Source organism: Arthrobacter sp. CG_A4, assembly GCF_035985125.1.
Lineage (GTDB): Bacteria > Actinomycetota > Actinomycetes > Actinomycetales > Micrococcaceae > Arthrobacter.
Map to the genome: position 1 here is coordinate 102,202 of NZ_JAXCID010000002.1, position 18,924 is coordinate 121,125.

General features: G+C 68.4%; 18 protein-coding genes and 1 riboswitch. Of the genes, 9 read left to right on the top strand and 9 right to left on the bottom strand.

The window, feature by feature from the left end; translation table 11 throughout:
• Position 1 precedes the first annotated feature (1 nt).
• Positions 2-238, bottom strand: coding sequence for a sulfur carrier protein ThiS (gene thiS, locus RCH07_RS01760; RefSeq protein WP_326965741.1), 237 nt, complete (start codon positions 236-238; stop codon positions 2-4).
• The gene (locus tag RCH07_RS01765) at positions 235-1,602 is read right to left on the bottom strand and encodes an FAD-dependent oxidoreductase (RefSeq protein ID WP_326965742.1); all 1,368 of its coding nucleotides are present in this window, start codon (positions 1,600-1,602) and stop codon (positions 235-237) included. Before RCH07_RS01765 ends, thiS begins: the two co-directional genes overlap by 4 nt.
• A riboswitch (TPP riboswitch) is annotated at positions 1,596-1,729 on the bottom strand. (Overlaps the previous gene by 7 nt.)
• A 310-nt stretch (positions 1,730-2,039) precedes the next feature.
• Between RCH07_RS01765 and RCH07_RS01770 the strand changes: the two genes are divergently transcribed.
• Positions 2,040-2,759, top strand: coding sequence for a thiamine phosphate synthase (locus RCH07_RS01770; protein ID WP_326965743.1), 720 nt, complete (start codon positions 2,040-2,042; stop codon positions 2,757-2,759).
• 34 nt (positions 2,760-2,793) lie between these two features.
• Here RCH07_RS01770 and RCH07_RS01775 read toward each other — a convergent pair whose 3' ends face one another.
• Positions 2,794-3,465, bottom strand: coding sequence for a ferritin-like fold-containing protein (locus RCH07_RS01775; protein WP_326965744.1), 672 nt, complete (start codon positions 3,463-3,465; stop codon positions 2,794-2,796).
• A 41-nt stretch (positions 3,466-3,506) separates the two neighbouring features.
• On the opposite strand from RCH07_RS01775, the gene RCH07_RS01780 reads away from it, so the two are divergent.
• The 3 genes from RCH07_RS01780 (at position 3,507) to RCH07_RS01790 (ending at position 7,996) form a co-directional block, all read left to right on the top strand.
• Positions 3,507-5,018, top strand: a complete 1,512-nt coding sequence (locus RCH07_RS01780) for an RNB domain-containing ribonuclease (RefSeq protein ID WP_326965745.1) — start codon at positions 3,507-3,509, stop codon at positions 5,016-5,018.
• Positions 5,019-5,337: 319 nt separating this feature from the next.
• The gene (locus RCH07_RS01785; RefSeq protein WP_326965746.1) at positions 5,338-7,116 is read left to right on the top strand and encodes a DEAD/DEAH box helicase; all 1,779 of its coding nucleotides are present in this window, start codon (positions 5,338-5,340) and stop codon (positions 7,114-7,116) included.
• A gap of 7 nt (positions 7,117-7,123) precedes the next feature.
• Positions 7,124-7,996: a DNA-methyltransferase gene (locus tag RCH07_RS01790; protein ID WP_326965747.1), complete on the top strand. Its 873-nt coding sequence runs from the start codon at positions 7,124-7,126 to the stop codon at positions 7,994-7,996.
• A 102-nt stretch (positions 7,997-8,098) separates the two neighbouring features.
• Here RCH07_RS01790 and RCH07_RS01795 read toward each other — a convergent pair whose 3' ends face one another.
• Positions 8,099-8,944, bottom strand: a complete 846-nt coding sequence (locus tag RCH07_RS01795) for a PHP domain-containing protein (RefSeq protein WP_326965748.1) — start codon at positions 8,942-8,944, stop codon at positions 8,099-8,101.
• Between the two features lie 71 nt (positions 8,945-9,015).
• On the opposite strand from RCH07_RS01795, the gene RCH07_RS01800 reads away from it, so the two are divergent.
• Positions 9,016-10,599, top strand: a complete 1,584-nt coding sequence (locus tag RCH07_RS01800; RefSeq protein WP_326965749.1) for an aminopeptidase P family protein — start codon at positions 9,016-9,018, stop codon at positions 10,597-10,599.
• Between the two features lie 485 nt (positions 10,600-11,084).
• On the opposite strand, the gene RCH07_RS01805 is transcribed toward RCH07_RS01800, so the two are convergent.
• A complete protein-coding gene (locus RCH07_RS01805) occupies positions 11,085-11,981 on the bottom strand; it encodes a general stress protein (RefSeq protein WP_326965750.1) in 897 nt (298 codons plus the stop codon).
• Between the two features lie 77 nt (positions 11,982-12,058).
• On the opposite strand from RCH07_RS01805, the gene RCH07_RS01810 reads away from it, so the two are divergent.
• The 3 genes from RCH07_RS01810 to RCH07_RS01820 are packed head-to-tail and all read left to right on the top strand — an operon-like array spanning position 12,059 to position 15,373.
• Complete coding sequence (locus RCH07_RS01810; RefSeq protein ID WP_326965751.1) at positions 12,059-13,342, top strand: magnesium transporter MgtE N-terminal domain-containing protein; 1,284 nt, start codon at positions 12,059-12,061, stop codon at positions 13,340-13,342.
• Positions 13,323-14,159, top strand: coding sequence for a DUF1003 domain-containing protein (locus RCH07_RS01815; protein ID WP_326965752.1), 837 nt, complete (start codon positions 13,323-13,325; stop codon positions 14,157-14,159). The genes RCH07_RS01810 and RCH07_RS01815 overlap by 20 nt, the downstream gene beginning before the upstream one ends.
• Before the next feature lie 11 nt (positions 14,160-14,170).
• Positions 14,171-15,373, top strand: coding sequence for an Mrp/NBP35 family ATP-binding protein (locus RCH07_RS01820; protein ID WP_326965753.1), 1,203 nt, complete (start codon positions 14,171-14,173; stop codon positions 15,371-15,373).
• A 179-nt stretch (positions 15,374-15,552) separates the two neighbouring features.
• Here the strand turns inward: RCH07_RS01820 and RCH07_RS01825 are convergent, their stop codons facing one another.
• From RCH07_RS01825 to sigE, 3 genes are all read right to left on the bottom strand, one after another.
• The gene (locus RCH07_RS01825; protein ID WP_326965754.1) at positions 15,553-15,945 is read right to left on the bottom strand and encodes a Sec-independent protein translocase TatB; all 393 of its coding nucleotides are present in this window, start codon (positions 15,943-15,945) and stop codon (positions 15,553-15,555) included.
• An 80-nt stretch (positions 15,946-16,025) separates the two neighbouring features.
• Positions 16,026-17,027 carry an anti-sigma factor gene (locus RCH07_RS01830; protein ID WP_326965755.1) on the bottom strand — a complete coding sequence of 334 codons (1,002 nt, stop codon included), beginning with the start codon at positions 17,025-17,027 and terminating at the stop codon, positions 16,026-16,028.
• Positions 17,028-17,035: 8 nt separating this feature from the next.
• Positions 17,036-17,659, bottom strand: coding sequence for an RNA polymerase sigma factor SigE (gene sigE, locus RCH07_RS01835; RefSeq protein WP_326965756.1), 624 nt, complete (start codon positions 17,657-17,659; stop codon positions 17,036-17,038).
• Between the two features lie 280 nt (positions 17,660-17,939).
• On the opposite strand from sigE, the gene RCH07_RS01840 reads away from it, so the two are divergent.
• Positions 17,940-18,572, top strand: coding sequence for an O-methyltransferase (locus RCH07_RS01840; RefSeq protein ID WP_326965757.1), 633 nt, complete (start codon positions 17,940-17,942; stop codon positions 18,570-18,572).
• Between the two features lie 144 nt (positions 18,573-18,716).
• On the opposite strand, the gene RCH07_RS01845 is transcribed toward RCH07_RS01840, so the two are convergent.
• The gene (locus RCH07_RS01845; protein ID WP_069949162.1) at positions 18,717-18,884 is read right to left on the bottom strand and encodes a DUF3117 domain-containing protein; all 168 of its coding nucleotides are present in this window, start codon (positions 18,882-18,884) and stop codon (positions 18,717-18,719) included.
• Positions 18,885-18,924: the final 40 nt, after the last annotated feature.

Genomic DNA, 18,924 nt, shown 5'->3' on the forward strand with positions numbered 1-18,924 from the left:
CTCATCCTCCCTGTACCGCCGTGACCAGCTCGACGTCGTCGCCGTCGGCGAGCGCCGTGCCGTGCCACTGGCTGCGGGGCACCACCTCGGCGTTGCGGGCCACCGCGACACCGAGCTTCCTGCCATCCGCGGACTGGCCGTTCGGGGCCAAATTCCGGCCAGTGACCCGGCTGACCAGGGTGCTGACGGAGGCGCCGTCGGGGAGCTTGTGCTCCGTTCCGTTGAGTCTGATGTTCATACCGTTTCCTTGCTGTGCTCTGGGCGGGGGCGGGTGTCTTGGGTGCGGGTGTCGCGGGGGCTGGTTGTTGGGGAGCCGGCGGAGAACCGGTCGGGCCGGAAGTGCGCCCAGCGCGGATCGGCGGTGCCGTCCAGCAGTTGCCGGCAGATCTCTGCGGCCGCGGGGGTCAGCAGGATGCCGTGCCGGAAGAATCCGGTGGCGATAATCAGGCCTCCGACGTCCCGGTCCGGGGCCCGGTCCCGCACCCGGCCCAGCAGCGGAGCGTTGTCCGGCGTCCCGGGCCGTGCCCTGGCGGTAGCCTCTAGCAGCTCCAGTTCGGCAACGGCGGGGAGTAGTTGCTGCGCGTCCCGCAGCAGCTGGTAGACGCCCCCGGCGGAGACGGCGTCGCCTGCGGAGCCCCCATCGGCGGGAGCGTCCTCACGCTGGGTCGCCCCGATCACCACAGTGCCATCCTCCCGCGGGACAATGTAGACCGGCACCCCGCGGACCAGGCCGCGCACTGTCGAGCCCAGCAGCGGCCGCAGGTGGGCGGGCACCCGGAGCCGGAGGATGTCTCCGTGGACCGGCCGGAGCGGAAGGTTCAGCCCGGCAGGCAGTCCGGCCAGCCCGGCGGCGCCGAGCCCGTTTGCCACGACCGTTTCCTCTGCCCGGACCGTCCCGCCGCCGGCCAAACCGACTCCGCTGACGCGTCCGCCCTCCCAGAGCAGCCCTGCGGCGCGGCGGGGAACAGCGGAGTACCGGCTGTCTGCCGCCAGCAGCGCCGCGATCCGGGCAAGCAGCCGGCGCGGGTCCACCTGATGGTCGGCGCGGATGTCGAACGCGCAGGAGATCCCCGGGCTGAGCAGCGGTTCGCGTCCGCGCGCCCCGCGGACGGTCAACTGCTCCACGGTCAGTCCGCAGGACTGCTGCACGGTCCGGAGGTCCGTGAGCGCCCGGCGGTCGGCGGCGTCGGCCCCAATGACAAGGGTCGACGTCGTGAGGTAGCCGGTGCCCGTTCCGGTTTGCCGGATTCCCCCGGGGAGACCGGGGTCCCCGGGGTCCCCAGGGTTCCCGGCGCTGCCGTCGAGTCCGGCGGCGAAGCCAGGCCACAGGCGGGAGGACTCGAGCATGAGTTCCAGGAGGCCTTCCTCCCGGTAGTGGAGTTCGCTCACGGGGGCGAGCATGCCCGCGGCGGCGAAGCTGGCGCCGCTGCCGGGGGCGTCGTCGATCAGGGCGACGGACCGGCCCGATTGCCTCGCGGCCCAGGCGATGCCGTGGCCCACCACGCCGCCGCCGATCACGGCAACGTCGTAAAAATTCCCGGCCGTGGCGTCATGACCGGCGTCGTCAGGCACTAAAGCAACTGAGGCGGATGGTGTGCCCATCAAGGATTCCTTCCCTACGCCGGTACTAGCCGGATCAGGTCAAGCGGTCGGCTCTGACGCCCTCTCAGCCCCTCCGGCGCCGAACGCCAGTGGCGGTCGGTTGCGGCGGGCTCCCGCGGTATGGCCCCAGTGTAGGGGAAGTGGTGGGCATTTTCGTTAGTTCGTCGGAGGTCCGAGCGCGCTGACGCGTCCGGGCTCAGGGACATGCCCCGCGCCGGGGCCAGCGGATGGACATAGTGTCATTGTGCCCAGTCCCCGGCGAAAAGAATGAGCATGTCCCGCTGGAATGGACACCGGCCCGAAGGGACATGCCCCGCGCCGGGGTCAGCGGATGGGCATAGTGCCATCATGCCCAGTCCCGGGTGCGAAAGATGGGCATGTCCCCCGCCCGGTGCCTTCCCCGACGAACCAGCGAAAACGACTACTAGTCTGGGAGCATGAGCAAGGATGCCGTCCACACCACCGCCCGCCTGTACCTGTGCACCGACGCCCGCAAGGACCGCGGCGACTTTGCAGCCTTCGTTGATGCCGCCTTTGCCGGCGGCGTCGACATCATCCAGCTGCGCGACAAGTCCATCGAGGCGGCCGAGGAACTGGAACTCCTGGAGGTGCTGAACCAGGCCGCCCACCGTCATGGCCGGCTCTGGGCGGTCAATGACCGGGCGGACATTGCATCGCTGTCGGCGGCGCCGGTATTCCACATCGGGCAGAAGGACCTCCCGCTTGCGGCCGCCCGGACCTTCCTCGGCGAGGGCGCCGTGATCGGGCTCTCCACGCACAGCCCCGACCAGGTGGACGCCGCGATAGCGGCCTCCCCCGGCCGCGGCAGGCCGGACTACTTCTGCGTGGGACCCGTGTGGGCCACCCCCACGAAGCCGGGGCGCGCCGCCGTCGGGCTGGATCTGGTGCGGTACGCCGCCGAGACCACCCGCCGGACCCGGTCCGGAAACGACGGCACGGACGACGGCGGGGCCAACGGCGCCGCCAACGGAACCGTGCCGTGGTTCGCGATCGGCGGCATCGACCTGGGCAATGTGGAGCAGGTGCTGGAGGCCGGCGCCCGCCGGGTCGTCGTGGTCCGGGCGATCACCGAGGCCGACGACCCCGCGGACGCCGCCCGCGCCCTGCTCGACGCGCTCGACGCCGCGGAGGCCTGAGCCTGGCCTCTCGGGGCAGAGTCCTGATAGGGACCTAGCCGGTCAACCCCAGCCGCTTCATCCGGTGCGAGTGCCCGGCCGCGAGTTCGGCCCTCAGCCCGCGGATCTGTTCCTCTGACTGTTCCTCGTCCACGCCGATCAGGCCGCCGAGGAACGTAAGCCCGGCGCTCACCCGCTGAGCCTGGGTCAGGGCCTCCCCCAACAGCCGCCTCGCCCACAGTGCCAGCCGCGACGCCAGCCGTGGGTCATCGTCCAGGGCCGCCCGGAGGAGCTCGCGCAGCACCGCCGTCGCCGCTTCATCGGACTGGATCCGCTCCACCAGCTCCCGGGTCGAGCCGTCGACGTGGCGCGACACGGCGCGGTAGAAATCGGCGGAGACCGTGTCTATTACGTAGGCCTTCATCAGCGATTCGAACCAGTCTGCCGGGCGCGTGCGCTCGTGGAAGTGGTCCACGGACGGCTGGAAGGGCAGCATGGCGGCCTCCGCGTCGAGGCCCAGTTCCTCCAGCCGTGCGCTGACCAGTTCGTAGTGCTGGAACTCGGTCACAGCGATCCGGCCGAGCACCGCACGGTCGTGGAGGGTGGGCGAATACCGGGCATCGGAGGACAGCCGCTCGAAGGCCGACAGCTCGCCGTAGGCCATCGCGCCGAGCAGATCCCTCAGGAAACTGTTGTAACGCGCGGGATCGGACGGGGATGCACTCATGATCCAAGACTAATCGCGGGAATCGGGCTACTCTGATTTTCGTGTCCCATCATCGCCTGACGCCCAGCATCCACCAGCAGCAGAACCAACTTGCCGCGGCGCTGACCACGCTGCGCACCACGCTGGAGCTGCCGGGACCCTTTCCCGAGGACGCACTCCGGGAAGCCAAGGAGGCCGTGGCCGGGCATGAGCTGCCGGAGTTGAATTTCACCCACATCGCGTTTGTCACCATCGATCCGGAGTCCTCCACCGACCTGGACCAGGCGCTCTTCATCGACCGCTCCGGTGACGGTTACAAAGTGTTCTATGCCATCGCCGATGTCCCCTCCTTTGTGGCCCCCGGCGGGGCGCTCGACGCCGAAACCCGCCGCCGCGGCCAGACCTTCTACACCCCGGGCGGCCGGATCCCGCTGCACCCGGAGGTCATCAGCGAGGCAGCCGGCAGCCTGCTCGCCGGACAGCTGTGTGCGGCCTTCGTCTGGGAATTCGAGCTCGATTCCGCCGCCGAGGTCGCTGCGGTCCTGGTGCGCCGGGCGCAGATCCGCAGCCGGGCCAAGCTCAGCTACAAGGGTGTGCAGGCCGAGCTCGACGCCGGCACCGCGGCCCCCGTGCTGCAGCTGCTCAGGGAAGTGGGGATCAAGCGGGTGGAGCTGGAACGGCTCCGCGGCGGCGCCAGCCTGAACATGCCGGAACAGGAAATCGAACAGCTGCCCGACGGCGGCTACCGGATCGTGGCGGTCCCGCCGCTGCCGGTGGAGGACTGGAACGCCCAGATTTCGCTGATGACCGGGATGGCGGCGGCCGGGATCATGCTCGAAGGCAAGGTCGGGATCCTGCGCACCATGCCCGCCCCGGATGAGAGCTCCCTGGCGCACTTCCACCGGCAGACCCGGGCCCTCGGCAAGCCCTGGGACGGGGAGATGAGCTACGGCGAGTACCTGCGCACCCTTGACCCCACGGACCCGCAACAGCTGGCGATCGTGCACTCGGCCGGTATGCTCTTCCGCGGCGCCGGCTACACCCCCTTTGACGGGACGGTACCGGACGCCGCCGTCCAGGCCGCCATTGGCGCCGCCTACGCCCACTCCACCGCACCGCTGCGCCGGCTGATCGACCGCTTTGTCCTGGTCATCTGCGAGGCGCTCAGCAACGGCACGGACGTCCCGGCCTGGGCGCGCGAGGCCCTGCCCTCCCTTCCCTCGATCATGGCCGCGTCGGACCAGCTGGCCGCGAAGCTGGAGCGCCTCTCACTGGACACCGTCGAGGCGGCGCTGCTGATCAACCACATCGGCCAGGAATTCGATGCCGTCGTCATTTCCGGGTCCAAGCCAACCAAGCCCGTCAAAAACGGGAAGAACGGAAACGGGAACGGGAACGGGGCGTCCGGAAAGGCAAACGGGAACGGCGGAGGCCCCTCCGGGATCGTGCAGATCGCGGATCCCGCGGTCACGGCGCGTTGCCCCGGCGAACTGGAATCCGGAACCCAGGTCCGGGTCCGGATCGTGTCCTCCGATATCACTACCCGTGAGGTCCGGCTGGAGCTCGCGGGCTGAGACTCCGCGGCGCTCACGTGCGCAATTTCCGCCGTGACGGCGCCGCAGCGGCACGGCCAGTCAAGATTCCGGGCTGCGTACAGCTAGACTGGGAGGGTAGAGATGGATGCCCGGTCGTTGATTTCCATGATTCCCGAATTCAACAAGCCCGCCCCTACGCGATCTTGAGATACACCCGCTGGTCCCCAGTGCCAGCATAGATAGCCCGCGATCGGCTTCCACTGGAATTGCCTGCGCGCCTGAGCGTGCTCCGGAACGGCCTGCCGGCCGGCCCCGTTGAGCAAGCAGCGCAGCCCAAAACGAATAAGGAAACTCCCCTGTGAGTGAATTGCACACGCACCAGCTTCTGACCGACGAATCCGGAACGGAATCGCTTGAGCCGGAAGAGACCATCATCTCGGACGAAAAGCCGCACGAGATTGCCGAGCTGACTTTCGCCGACTACAACGTCCGCGCCGATATCGTGGAGTCCCTTGCCGACGCCGGTATCACCCACCCCTTCCCCATCCAGTCCATGACGCTGCCCGTGGCCCTGTCGGGCCACGACATCATCGGTCAGGCCAAGACCGGCACCGGCAAGACCCTCGGCTTCGGCATCCCGGCGCTGCAGCGCGTCGTCGGGCCGGACGACGCCGGCTACAACCAGTTGCCCGCCCCGGGCGCACCCCAGGCCCTCGTGATTGTGCCGACCCGCGAGCTCGCCGTGCAGGTTGCCAGCGACCTGCAGAACGCCGCCCGCAAGCGCAACGCCCGCATCACCACGATCTACGGCGGCCGCGCCTACGAACCTCAGGTCGAGGCCCTGCAAAAGGGCGTCGAGATCGTCGTCGGTACCCCCGGCCGCCTCATCGACCTCTACAAGCAGAAGCACCTGGTGCTCAAGAACGTCAAGATGGTCATCCTCGACGAGGCCGACGAGATGCTGGACCTGGGCTTCCTCCCTGACGTCGAGACCCTGATCGCCGGCACCCCGGATGTCCGCCAGACCCTGCTGTTCTCCGCCACCATGCCCGGCCCGGTCATCGCCATGGCCCGCCGCTACATGACGAAGCCCACCCACATCCGCGCCGCCGACCCGGACGACGAGGGCCTGACCAAGCGCGACATCCGCCAGCTCATCTACCGTGCGCACAGCATGGACAAAATCGAGGTCGTGGCCCGCATTCTGCAGGCCCGCGGCCGCGGCCGCACCATCATCTTCACCAAGACCAAGCGCACCGCCGCCAAGGTTGCCGAGGAACTGGTGGACCGCGGCTTCGCCGCCGCCGCCATCCACGGCGACCTCGGCCAGGGCGCCCGCGAGCAGGCGCTGCGCGCCTTCCGCAACAACAAGGTGGACGTCCTCGTCGCCACTGACGTCGCCGCCCGCGGCATCGACGTCGACGACGTCACCCACGTCATCAACTACCAGTGCGTCGAAGACGAAAAAATCTACCTTCACCGCGTGGGCCGCACCGGCCGCGCCGGCAACAAGGGCACCGCCGTGACGTTCGTAGACTGGGATGACATGCCCCGCTGGGGCCTGATCAACAAGGCCCTCGGCCTGAGCGTCCCGGAACCGGTGGAAACCTACAGCTCCTCGCTGCACCTCTTCGAAGAGCTCGACATCCCGGCAGGAACCAAGGGCCGCCTACCCCGCAACAAGCGCGTCCTCGCCGGCGTCGACGCCGAAGTCCTCGAGGACCTGGGCGAAACCGGCAAGAGGAATGCGCCCCGCAGCGCCGGCAGCACAGGCGGACGTGATGGCGGGCGCGACAGTACCCGCAGCGGCGGGCAAAACAGTGGCAGCACCGGCAACGGTCGGGACGGGGGCCGCGGCAGCGGACGGGACAGCAGCCGCGACAGCCGCCGCAGCGGCAGCGCCGGCGGCGGACGGGACAGCGGACGGTCCGGAGACCGCCGTCGTACCTCCGACGCCGACGCCACGGGCAGCCCGGCGGCAGAGCCGACGGCAGCCGTCGCAGCCGTCAAGCCGCCCACCGAAGTGGACCGCGCCACCCGCGCACGCCGCAACCGGACCCGCACCCGCCGCCGCAACGGCGAAGTGGTCGCCGGCGACGCCCAGGCCGGGTCTCCCGCTAGCAGCACCGAGGCCTGACCTCTCCATGACAGAGAACGTCTGGGCGCCGGACGGCAGCAACCTGGTGGTTCACGCGGACAACGCTGACTACCTCCCCACGCTGCCGGACGGCGCCTTCACCCTGATTTACGTGGACCCGCCGTTCAACACCGGACGGGTCCAGACGCGCCAGGGAACCACAATGGTGGTCAACGCCGCCGGCGGGGGCGACCGGGTGGGGTTCAAGGGCCGGTCCTACGACACGATTAAGGGCGCCCTGCACCAGTACGACGACGCTTTCAGCGACTACTGGTCATTCCTGGAGCCGCGGCTGGTCGAGGCCTGGCGGCTGCTCGCCGACGACGGCACCCTGTACCTGCACCTGGACTACCGGGAGGTACACTACGCCAAGGTGATGCTGGACGCCATCTTCGGCCGGGAGTGCTTCCTGAACGAGATCATCTGGGCCTACGACTACGGCGCGCGGGCCAAGTACCGCTGGCCCACCAAGCACGACAACATCCTCGTGTACGTCAAGAATCCGGCGAAGTACCACTTTGACAGCGCCGAGGTGGACCGGGAGCCGTATATGGCGCCCGGCCTGGTCACACCGGCCAAACGCGAGCTCGGCAAACTCCCCACAGACGTCTGGTGGCACACCATCGTCTCACCCACCGGCAAGGAGAAGACCGGCTACCCCACGCAGAAGCCCGAGGGCGTGATCCGCCGGGTGGTGGCCGCCTCCAGCCGCCCCGGCGACTGGTGCCTGGACTTCTTCGCCGGCTCCGGAACGCTCGGCGCCGTCGCCGCGAAGCTGGACCGCAGGTTCGTCTGTGTGGACCAAAACCAGCCCGCGATCGACGTCATGGCCAAACGCCTCGCGGCCCACGCCGAGTTCAGCGTCTTCCCGGCCAACTGACTCCCCGTGCCCTATCAGTCCCGGTGCCTAATCCGGCCGGATGGGGACTCCAACTGATAGCGCAACGGGCGGGCAGGCGGGCGGGGACGGGGGGCTGGTCCGTCAGCGCACCACAGGTGTTCCGGTGCCGAGTTCCTCGATCCGGGCAAACACCTCGGGCGAGGTCAGATTCTCACCCAACAGGTTCGGTTTCCCGGCCCCGTGGTAGTCGGAGGAACCCGTCACCAGCAGGCCGTGCCGCTCGGCGAGTTTGCGCAGGAACGCCCTGCCCTCCTCGGGATTGTCCCGGTGGTCGATCTCCAGCCCGGCCAGTCCGGCGTCGATCATCTCCCGGTAAGTGCGCTCCCCGACGATCCGTCCGCGGGACGAGGCCACCGGGTGGGCGAAGACCGGCACGCCGCCGGCCGCACGGACCAGCCCCACGGCGAGTGCCGGGTCCGGCGCGTAGTGCTGCACGAAGTAGCGCGAGTGCGACGTCAGGATGGACTCGAAGGCCTCGGTACGGTCTGCCACCACGCCCGCGGCGACAAGCGCGTCAGCAATGTGCGGCCGGCCCAGGGTGGCACCGGGCGCCACATGGTGGATGACGTCGTCCCAGCTCAGCGGATAGTCCTCCGCGAGCAGGCTGACCATCCGTTCGGCCCTGACGAAGCGCGCGTCCTTGGCCTTGGTGATCTCGTCCAGCAGACCGGGGTGCGCCGGGTCATGCAGATAGCAGAGCAGGTGGACGCTGATGCCTTCGGTGGTCCGGCAGGAGATCTCCATGCCGGGAGCCAGCGCAATCCCGTGTTCCCGGGCCGCCAGCGTGGCCTCGGCCCAGCCGTCGGTCGAGTCGTGGTCGGTCAGGGCCACGACGTCGAGTCCCGCCTCAGCCGCGGAGGCCATCACCGCACCGGGCGCTTGGGTGCCGTCGGAAACGTTCGAATGGGCATGCAGGTCTATCCTCACCCCACCAGCCTAGTAGATGGGCAACGCCGGCCTGTTGGCCTCGGCCGCGCCGCTGGTGAGACGATAGATGCGTGAACGATGCAGATAACACCACAGTCTCCGCTTCCCAGCCCCTCGAAGAGCGCGTCAACAACCGCTCGCAGCGGCCCAGTTCCGCCGCTTTCAAGGCCTTTATGGCCAGTAACTGGGCCCCGTCCCGGGATGAGCAGCCGGAACGCGACGCCGTCGCCGGCCATGCCGCCACCCGCCGCCGCGCAATTTCAGACCAGTTCAAAGGCGAACGCCTGGTCATCCCCGCCGGTCCGCTGAAGGTCCGCTCGAACGACTGCGACTACCGCTTCCGCCCGCACTCCGGCTTCGCGCACCTCACCGGACTGGGCCTGGACCACGAGCCCGACGCCGTGCTCATCCTGGAACCTGCCGGCGAGGGTAAGGGCGACGACGGCGGCCACCACCATGCGACGCTGTACTTCCGCCCGCTGGCCGGCCGCGACACCGAGCAGTTCTACGCCGACTCCCGCTCGGGCGAGTTCTGGATCGGGGCCCGGCCCAGCCTCGCCGAGTTCAAGGCCCGCCTTGGCCTGGCGACCGACGATATCAGCGAGCTCGAGCTCGCCATCACCAAGAACGTGGGCGCCCCCGAAATCGGCGGCATCTCGATCCGGCTGGTGCGCAAGGTGGACGAGAACATCGACGCCCTCGTGGACACCGCCCGCTACAACACGGCCAAAGATCCGGAAAACCTGGACCTTGGCATCCTCGACGCCCTCGACGAGTTGCTCTTCGAAGCCCTCTCCGAGCTGCGCCTACTCAAGGACGAGTGGGAGATCGAGCAGATGAAGACGGCCGTCGCCGCCACCGTGCAGGGCTTCACCGAGGTGGTCAAGGCCCTGCCCCGGGCGCTGACCCATCAGCGCGGCGAGCGCGTCGTCGAGGGCGCGTTCTTCGCCCGGGCCCGGGAGGACGGCAACGAGCTCGGCTACGACACCATCGCGGCCGCCGGAAACAATGCCACCGTGCTGCACTGGACACGGAACACCGGCAAGGTCAATGCCGGCGAGCTGTTGCTGCTCGACGCCGGCGTCGAGGCGGACTCGCTGTACACCGCGGACGTCACCCGCACACTGCCGGCCAACGGCACGTTCACCGAGATCCAGCGCAAGGTCTACGAGGCAGTGCTCGACGCCGCCGACGCCGGCTTCGCTGCAGCCCAGCCCGGAACCAAATTCCGCGACATCCACACCGCCGCGACCACGGTCCTGGCGGAGCGGCTCGCCGGCTGGGGCCTGCTGCCGGTGTCGGTGGAGGAAGCCATCAGCGCCGAGGGCCAGCAGCACCGCCGCTGGATGCCGCATGGCACCTCCCATCACCTCGGCCTGGACGTGCACGACTGCGCCCAGGCCAAACGTGAACTCTACCTGGACGGTGTCCTCACGCCCGGCATGGTCTTCACGATCGAGCCCGGCCTGTACTTCAAGAACGAGGACCTCGGCATCCCCGAGGAATACCGCGGCATCGGTGTCCGCATCGAGGACGACATCCTCATGACCGCGGCCGGCCCGGTCAACCTCAGCGCCGCCCTGCCGCGCAAGGCCGACGACGTCGAATCCTGGATGGCGGGCATCTACCAGGAAGCCAACGGCCAGAACCCCTAGTTCCACCGCGGGCCCGCGGCGCATGGTCCGGCTGCAGGCCCGCACCACCCGGGGCATACCGCCGCCGTGTATAGCCCGGGCAGAAAGCCCCGCAGAAAGCCCCGTCCGGTTCTCCGGACGGGGCTTTCTGTGCGCGGGCCTAAGCCCTGACCGGGCAGCGCCGGCTAGCGGGCGTTTTCGTTGGTTCGTCGGTTGGGCTTGGCTCCTGGGGGCTGGGAGGGCACTGCTAAGGGACATGCCCTGCGCCGGGGTGCGCGGATGGGCATAGTCCCGTTGTGCCCGGTCCCGGGCGCAAAGAATGGACATGTCCCGCTGGACTGGACACCGGCCCGATGGGACATGCCCCGCGCCGGAGCCAGCGGATGGACATACTTTCATTCTGTCCAGTTCCGGGCGCGAAGAATGGACATGTCCCCCGGCGCGAAAAGGCCGAGGCCCTGTCTAACTCCCCGCGTCCAACCCCACCGAACTAACGAAAAGAACCACTAGCGCTGTGAGCTGCCCTGGCCCGGTTCCTGCTTGGGCCCGTCGGTGACGCGGACGCCGTACTGCGGGCGGCCGTCGGGCAGGTCCGGATACGCAAAACCGGCTGGCTTGGCGGCCTCTTCCGCCTCCGGCGCGGCAGCGGCTGCTGCTTCAGCCGGACCGGCGGCCTGCTGCGGGGACGGCTCAGCCTGCTGGCCTTCGGCCGGTTGCCGGCTGTCTTGTTGCCGGCTGTCCTGCGGAGTCTTCTGGCCGTACGGGTCATTCCAGCTCGCGGGGCGCTGCGGTGCCTGGCCTTGCTGGCCGGACTGCTGGGAACCCTGCTCCGGACCCGGCTGGTACGGCTGGTGCTGGGCGTAACCGGTGCTCCCGGCGGACGCCGAGGCGTCATGCTGCGTCATCGGGAGCTGGTGGAGCAGCCGGCGTGCCTCGTTCGCGGCTTCGAAGGAGACTACGACGTCGTAGTTGGTCGCCACTACCTGGCTGGTCGAGGTGAAGTCGCGCTTTCCGCGCTGCATGGCGTACGTGACGATGCCAAAGAGCATAAAGAACGCGGCACCCATCAGCACCGATGTCACGATCGAGAAGGCGCCGTCGGTCGTGGAGAAGAAGGAGAGCATGATGCCGACGAACAGGCCGAACCACATGCCGCTGGCCGCGCCGGAGAGGGCAACCCGGGGGTAGGTGAGCCTGCCCGTCACCCGCTCCACCATTTTGAGTTCGTTGCCTACGATCGATACCATCTGCACCGGGAACTGCTGGTCCGCGAGGTAGTCCACCGCCTTCTGGGCATCCAGGTAGGAGTTGTAGGAACCGACGGTGTCGCCCTTAGGGACACTGCGGGCCTCGTCCGGGCCGGAGGGGGCACCAGCCCTGGGGGCACCAAAAATGTTTGACATAGTCCCATTCTTACCTATCCGGCTGTGCATCGCCTGCAAATTCAGCTAAAAGAGAGCAGACTGGGTAGCCTGTACAGGTGAGCACAAATCTTTCGCGGGTGTTTGTTGCGCGCCTCCTCGGACTGGACGTCTTCGACCCGCTGGGCGACCGCCTGGGCCGGCTGCGCGACGTCGTCGTGCTCTCCCGCGGAAACCGCGGCGCCCCCCATGTGGTGGGCATCGTCGTCGAGGTGCCGGGAAAGAAACGTGTCTTCGTGCCGATGACCCGGATCACTTCGATCGACCCGACCCAGATCATCTGTACGGGACTCGTCAACCTGCGCCGCTTCGAGCAGCGCGGCGCCGAGACCCTGGTGGTGGCCGAACTGTTCGACCGCCGCGTGACCCTCGCGGACGGCAGTGGGGATGCGACCATCGAGGACATCGCGATGGACAAGCACCGCTCCGGCGACTGGTTTGTCAGCAAGCTCTTTGTCCGCCGCGGCCATTCCCTCTCGCCGCTGAGCAGGCTGCGCCGCAACGAAACCATGATCATTGACTGGGCCGACGCGCAGCAGGGCGCCCGGACCGAGCCGCAGGCCGCCACCCAGTTCGTCGCGACCCACGAGGACCTGAAGCCGGCCGACTTCGCGGAGGCCCTCCAGGAGATGAGCGACAAGCGCCGCTTCGAAGTTGCCAGCGAACTCCAGGATGAGCGGCTCGCCGACGTCCTCCAGGAGATGCCGGAAGGCGACCAGGTGGAGATCCTCTCCGCCCTTGACGTGCACCGCGCCGCGGACGTGCTGGAGGAAATGGATCCCGACGACGCCGCCGACCTCCTCGCCGAACTCCCCAGCGCCCAGGCCGAACAGCTGCTGCAGCTGATGGAGCCCGAAGGCGCCGAAGATGTCCGCCGCCTGCTCGAATATGACGAGGACACCGCTGGCGGCCTGATGACCCCGGTCCCGGTCATCCTGCCGCCGGAAGCCACCGTCGCGGAAGCCCTCGCCCACGTCCGCCGCGAGGAGCTTTCCCCGGCGCTGGCGTCATCAATCTTCATCGCCCGGCCCCCGCTGGAGACGCCCACCGGCCGTTTCCTCGGCGTCGTCCACATCCAGCAGCTTCTGCGCTACCCGCCGCCGGAGCCGCTGGGCAACCTGGTGGACAAGACCCTGGAACCCGTGTCGGACCTGGCCCACATCAGCGAGGTGGCCCGCACGCTGGCCACCTACAACCTCAACTCGCTCCCCGTCGTCAACAGCGACGGTCGGCTTGTGGGGGCGGTGACTGTTGACGATGTGCTGGATCATCTGCTGCCCGATGACTGGCGCGCCCACGAGGACGATGTCCCGATAAGGAAGCTTGGAGGCCGCATTGGCTGATAACACCGCACCCAGGAATCCGCCGGTCCGGCCGGGCAGCAAGACGGCCAAGGGAAGCCTCGATACGCCCCTGAGCGGCCGCCAGCGGATCCTGCCGAAGTTCTCCCCCAACCCGGACGCCTTCGGCCAGACCACGGAAGGCTTTGCCCGGTTCATGGGCACGCCGCAGTTCCTGGTCTACATGACAGTGTTCGTCCTCCTCTGGCTGGTCTGGAACACTTTTGCCCCGGATCAGTGGCAGTTCGACTCCCGCGCCCTCGGGTACACCCTGCTTACCCTGATGCTCTCGCTCCAGGCTTCCTACGCCGCGCCGTTGCTGCTGCTCGCCCAGAACCGGCAGGATGACCGGGACCGCGTTTCACTCCAGCAGGACCGCCAGCGCGCCGAACGGAACCTCTCCGACACCGAATACCTGACCCGGGAACTGGCATCGCTGCGCATCGCCCTGCGTGAAGTTGCCACGCGCGACTACGTCCGGGCCGAGCTGCGCAGCCTGCTGGAGGACATGCTGGAGGCGCAGGAGGAACTGCGCACCCACGATCCGGCCGCAGGGGTCCACGAATCCTCGCGGGACAAGGTCAAGGAGAAACTGAAGGAACGCCGCGACAAGCAGCGCAGCCCCCGGACCCAGCAGGTCCCCCGGGTCAAAACCGGCAGCAAACCGGATTCCAAGTCCGATTCCAAGCCGGATTCCAAGTCCGACTCCAAACCGGGTTCCAAGTCCGGCAGCAGCCCGGCGCCGGGGCCCGGCAGCGGCCCGGACGCCGGTCCGGACATGCCCGGCCCCCCGGTGCACCGCGCGTCCCCCGGAAGCTGAGTGTCATCCCCATGAGCACCGCACCGGATGGCACCCCGCCGGACACTCCCCTGGGCTCCTCCCCGGATCCGTCGCAGGACCATTCCGCGGCCTCCCCGCTGCACAACGCAGTGCACGCCGCCCTCGCCACCGTGATCGATCCTGAACTCCGCCGTCCCATCACCGAGCTGGGTATGGTCGACACGGTGCAGATTTCCGACGGCGGCATGGTTCGGATCGCCGTACTGCTCACCATCGCGGGCTGCCCCCTGCGCGGCACCATCACCGCCGACTGCGAGGCGGCGCTGTCCGCAGTTCCGGGGGTCACCGCCGTCGAGGTGGAGCTCAAGGTCATGACCCAGGGGCAGCGCGACGCCCTCAAAGAGCAACTACGCGGCGCTGGCGGCCAGCGCGGGATCCCCTTCAACGAGCCCGGGTCGCTGACCAAGGTGTACGCCGTCGCCAGTGGCAAGGGCGGCGTCGGGAAATCGTCGGTCACCGTCAACCTGGCCTGCGCCCTGGCCGCGAAAGGGCTGCGCGTGGGGATCGTGGATGCGGACGTCTACGGCTTCTCCGTGCCGGCACTGATGGGCATCACTCAGACGCCCACCCGGGTGGATGACATGATCCTGCCGCCGGTGGCCTACGGGGTCAAGGTCATCTCCATCGGCATGTTCGTCACCGGGAACCAGCCTGTCGCCTGGCGCGGACCGATGCTGCACCGGGCGCTCGAACAGTTCCTCACTGACGTGTACTTCGGCGACCTCGATGCCCTCTTCCTGGACCTCCCGCCGGGCACCGGCGACATCGCCATCTCCGTGGCCCAGCTATTGCCCAAGGCGCAGATCCTCGTGGTGACTACGCCGCAGGCGGCTGCCTCGGACGTCGCCGAACGGGCCGGCGCCATCGCGACGCAGACCGGCCAGACCGTGGCCGGCGTAGTGGAGAACATGTCGTACCTGGAACTGCCCGACGGCGCCCGGATGGAACTGTTCGGCAGCGGCGGCGGCGCCGTACTCGCCGAGCGGCTGTCCGCCACGGTGGGGGCCGAGGTCCCCCTGCTGGGGCAGATCCCGCTGGACATCCTGCTCCGTGAAGGCGGCGACGAGGGGGTTCCGCTGGTGCTGGGCCGCTCGGAGACGCCGGCGGCCCTAGCGTTGCTGGACATCGCCGGAAAGCTCGCGTCGGTCCCGCGAGGGCTGAAAGGTATGTCGCTGGGGCTCCAGCCGCGCTGATCGGGATCGATGCCGAGGAGTCGGGTCGCACCCTGCACCTCGGGTAGCGGGGGGACATGCCCATTCTTCGCACCCTGCACCGGGCATACGGGCACTATGTCCATCCGCCGGACCCGGCGCGGAGCATGTCCATGGGGCTCCAGCCGCGCTGATCGGGCCAGGAGGCCGAGATCCCGCTCCTAGGTCGCCTCGGAGTCGAACGGAGCGGACTCGCCGTCGGGCAACCGCTCGATGACCCGGGCCGGGCGCTGCTCCGCGGCGGCGGCCGTTGCGGCCACCGACACCGCGGCCGGTGCACCGGCGCTGACCGGCTTGCTGTCATCGTCCAGCAGCGCTTCCTTGATGATTCGCCGCGGATCGTACTGCCGGGGATCGTACTTCTTCCAGTCGACGTCATCGATGTCGATGCCGACTTCGTCCTTGATCTGCTCCCGCGCCCCCGACGCCATGCGGCGGACTTCCTTGACGATATTGGCAAGTTTCTGGGTGTATTCGGGCAGCCGACTGGGACCAATCACCAGAAGGCCGATGATCAGCAGAAGTAAGAACTCCGGTCCATTGATTCCAAGCACTGTAGGAAGATTACCCTCTCAACCGGAGCCGAGACGATTCGGCGCTGCCACACGACGGCGACCTAGCGGAATTCCCCGCGTCACGGGGCCAGGAACTCCAGGATCCGGCCCAGTCCGCGCTCCATCCGCGCCTTAAGACCGCCCGCATGGCTTTCCCCGGCTCCGACCGCTGGTGTGCCCGAAGCCGGATCCGCCGCGGCGCCAACGGAACCGGCCCGCATCAGAGCCGCCACGCCGTCGTCCGCCTGTTCTGCGGGCTGATCCGAAATGTACGTGAACGTCGCGGCGGACGTCTGAAGGATGGCACGGAAGGGCGCCGCCGGGTTTACCCAGAGCCCGTCGTGTACCGAGGTGAAGCCGTCAGCGGGCGCGGGGCGGCCGGTGAGCACATTGACCGGCCGGGTGCCGCTGGGCAACGGCAGCACGTCCGGACCTCCGTGCTGTTCCATGACCGTCGCGAAGTGCTGTCCGTCAGTGAGCCGCAGTTCCAGGACCTCCCCGCCAGCCACCACACCGCCCCTGGCCCAGACCAAGTGGTAGCCCAGCTCCCCCAGGTCGGGACATGTCCATCCCTGGGAGCGCAGCCTGTTCAGCTGCGCCGGGGTGAGCGCTCCGGCCGGGGTGATACCGGGTTCGCCGGCGACGCTCAGGCGGGAGGCGGCACCGGCACCGGCGCCCGCGGATGTTCCTTCGCCGCTGGGCAGGTCCTTCTGCAGGAAGGCAGATGACGTGACCCCTGCCGCCAGCGGCGGGGCGTCGCCGCCGAGGAGGTAGGCGGAGCCGGCCATCAGCGTCGCGGCGGCTGCCGCACTTCCAGCCACAAGCGCCGCGAGCCGCCGCCCGCGTTGCGGACCGGGGCGACGCGGTGGAGCTGCCGCCGCCGGCTGTTCCGAGGCCAGTTTCTCGGTTCGGGCCAGCAGGCGTGCAGTCAGGTCGTGGCTCGCGCTGGGGATCCCGGCGCCGCGGAGCCGTTCAAGGTACTGGCGCTCCCGGCGCTGCTGCAGCAGACACTCGGTGCAGAACTCCAGGTGCCGGTGCTGCGGCTTGTGCCGGCCCTGCCGCCATCGTGCGAGTAACCCCATCGCCCGAATCAGAGGAGGCCTGCGATGCGCGGCATCGCAAGCCGCGGCTTCAGGGACTGCTTGGGACGCGGGTCGCGGTGCGCGAGCTTCTCCCGGAGCATGGTCCGGCCGCGGTGGATCCGTGAGCGCACGGTTCCGAGTTTGATGCCGAGGGCCACCGCCACCTCGTCGTAGGACAGGCCTTCAAGGTCGCAGAGCACAACGGCCGCACGGAAGTCCGGCGGCAGTTCTTCGAGGGCGGCCTGGACATCGAGGTCAAGGTTGTTGAATTCGAAGCTCTGCTCCGGGCCCGGCTCGCGCCCGGGAAGCCGGGACTCGGCGTCTTCTGACAGCGCATCGAAGCGGATCCGGCTCTTGCGCCGGGCCTGGTCAAGGAAGAGATTTGTGGTGATCCGGTGCAACCATCCATCCAGGGTGCCCGGCTTGAAGTTCGCGAGTGATCGGAAGACCCGGACGAATACCTCCTGGGTCAGGTCTTCGGCGTCGAACTTGTTGCCCGTCAGCCGGTACGCAAGGCGGTAAACCTTCGCGGAGTGGTTGGTCACCACTTCTTCCCAGCTGGGCCGGACCCATTCCGCTTCGGCCGTGAGCCGGGACTCTTCAGTTTCAGGGACAACTGTCTGAACCGACATCGTCCGCTCCCCTCATGGATGGTACCTACGCCGTGGACGGTGCTTGCGGCTGCAAGCTCCTGCTTCACCCTTGATTCGGCGCCGATCATCACGCGGATGAGCGGATACTCATCATTTCAAAACAAGCTGGGAATTTCCTGACGCGGAGGGGCCTTCTGCCCACGGCGGAACGGTGGTGTCTGCCATCACAACCGCAGCGGAGGCGCCTCCCGTCCGGGCCCCGCTGAACACAGTACGCTGGAGACAATACTCCCTCTGCCGCCCAGAAAGTGATACCCCCATGAGCGCCGATAAGTCCACGAGCTGGTCCTACGCAGAAGATCTGCCTGCCGAGGATGAGGTCCTGTTGCACGCGCGCGAACGGTCTTTCGAGTTGGGCGTCACCCCGGTGGGCCCCGGCGTCGGCGCAGTCCTGACCGTGCTCGCCGCCGCCTCGAAAGCGCAGACCGCCGTCGAGATCGGCACCGGTGCCGGGGTGTCCGGTGTCTGCATCCTGCGGGGCTTGGGGCCGCAGGCCGTCCTGACCACCATCGACGTCGACGTCGAGCATCTGAAGGCCGCCCGGGAAGCATTCCAGGAAGCCGGCAGCCCGGCCAACCGCACTCGCACCATTTCCGGCCGGGCCGCCGACGTCCTGCCCCGGCTGACCGACGGCGCCTACGACCTCGTGTTCATCGATGCCGACAAGCCGAACTACCCCGGCTATGTGGAGCAGGCCACCCGGCTGCTCAAATCAGGCGGCCTGCTGATCGTCAACGACGCCCTGGACAAGGACCGCGTCGCCAACCCGGCCGCCCGGGACGCCACCACTGTGGTCCTTCGCCAGGTGGGCAAGGCCATCCGCGACGACGACCGCCTCTCGTCAGCCATGCTGCCCACCGGCGATGGCCTCCTGATCGCCGTCAAAAAGTAGCGCCGTCAAGAAGTAGCGCCGTCAAGAAGTAGCGCTGTCAAGAAGTAGCGCAGCGGCCGGGTACTGGCAGGCAACGAAACAGAGGGCGGGACCGGCAGCCAACCGGCTGCCGGTCCCGCCCTCTGGCGAAGGTGTGCGGTGAAGCTACTCGGTAACGCCGACGAGGCATTCTTTCAGGTTCGTGGCTTCGGCGGAATTAAGTTCGACCACGAGCCGTCCCCCGCCTTCCAGCGGAACACGCATGATCAAGCTGCGTCCCTCTTTGGTAACTTCCATCGGGCCGTCGCCGGTGCGTGGTTTCATAGCCGCCATAAGGAATATCCCCTCCATTGGTCCAGTGACTTACCAGCCC

Bases quoted from the DNA above. Each gene is read 5' to 3' on its own strand.
- thiS (WP_326965741.1), bottom strand. From the start codon at position 238: ATGAACATCAGACTCAACGGAACGGAGCACAAGCTCCCCGACGGCGCC.
- RCH07_RS01765 (WP_326965742.1), bottom strand. From the start codon at position 1,602: ATGGGCACACCATCCGCCTCAGTTGCTTTAGTGCCTGACGACGCCGGT.
- RCH07_RS01770 (WP_326965743.1), top strand. From the start codon at position 2,040: ATGAGCAAGGATGCCGTCCACACCACCGCCCGCCTGTACCTGTGCACC.
- RCH07_RS01775 (WP_326965744.1), bottom strand. From the start codon at position 3,465: ATGAGTGCATCCCCGTCCGATCCCGCGCGTTACAACAGTTTCCTGAGG.
- RCH07_RS01790 (WP_326965747.1), top strand. From the start codon at position 7,124: ATGACAGAGAACGTCTGGGCGCCGGACGGCAGCAACCTGGTGGTTCAC.
- RCH07_RS01805 (WP_326965750.1), bottom strand. From the start codon at position 11,981: ATGTCAAACATTTTTGGTGCCCCCAGGGCTGGTGCCCCCTCCGGCCCG.
- RCH07_RS01820 (WP_326965753.1), top strand. From the start codon at position 14,171: ATGAGCACCGCACCGGATGGCACCCCGCCGGACACTCCCCTGGGCTCC.
- RCH07_RS01830 (WP_326965755.1), bottom strand. From the start codon at position 17,027: ATGGGGTTACTCGCACGATGGCGGCAGGGCCGGCACAAGCCGCAGCAC.
- sigE (WP_326965756.1), bottom strand. From the start codon at position 17,659: ATGTCGGTTCAGACAGTTGTCCCTGAAACTGAAGAGTCCCGGCTCACG.
- RCH07_RS01840 (WP_326965757.1), top strand. From the start codon at position 17,940: ATGAGCGCCGATAAGTCCACGAGCTGGTCCTACGCAGAAGATCTGCCT.
- RCH07_RS01845 (WP_069949162.1), bottom strand. From the start codon at position 18,884: ATGGCGGCTATGAAACCACGCACCGGCGACGGCCCGATGGAAGTTACC.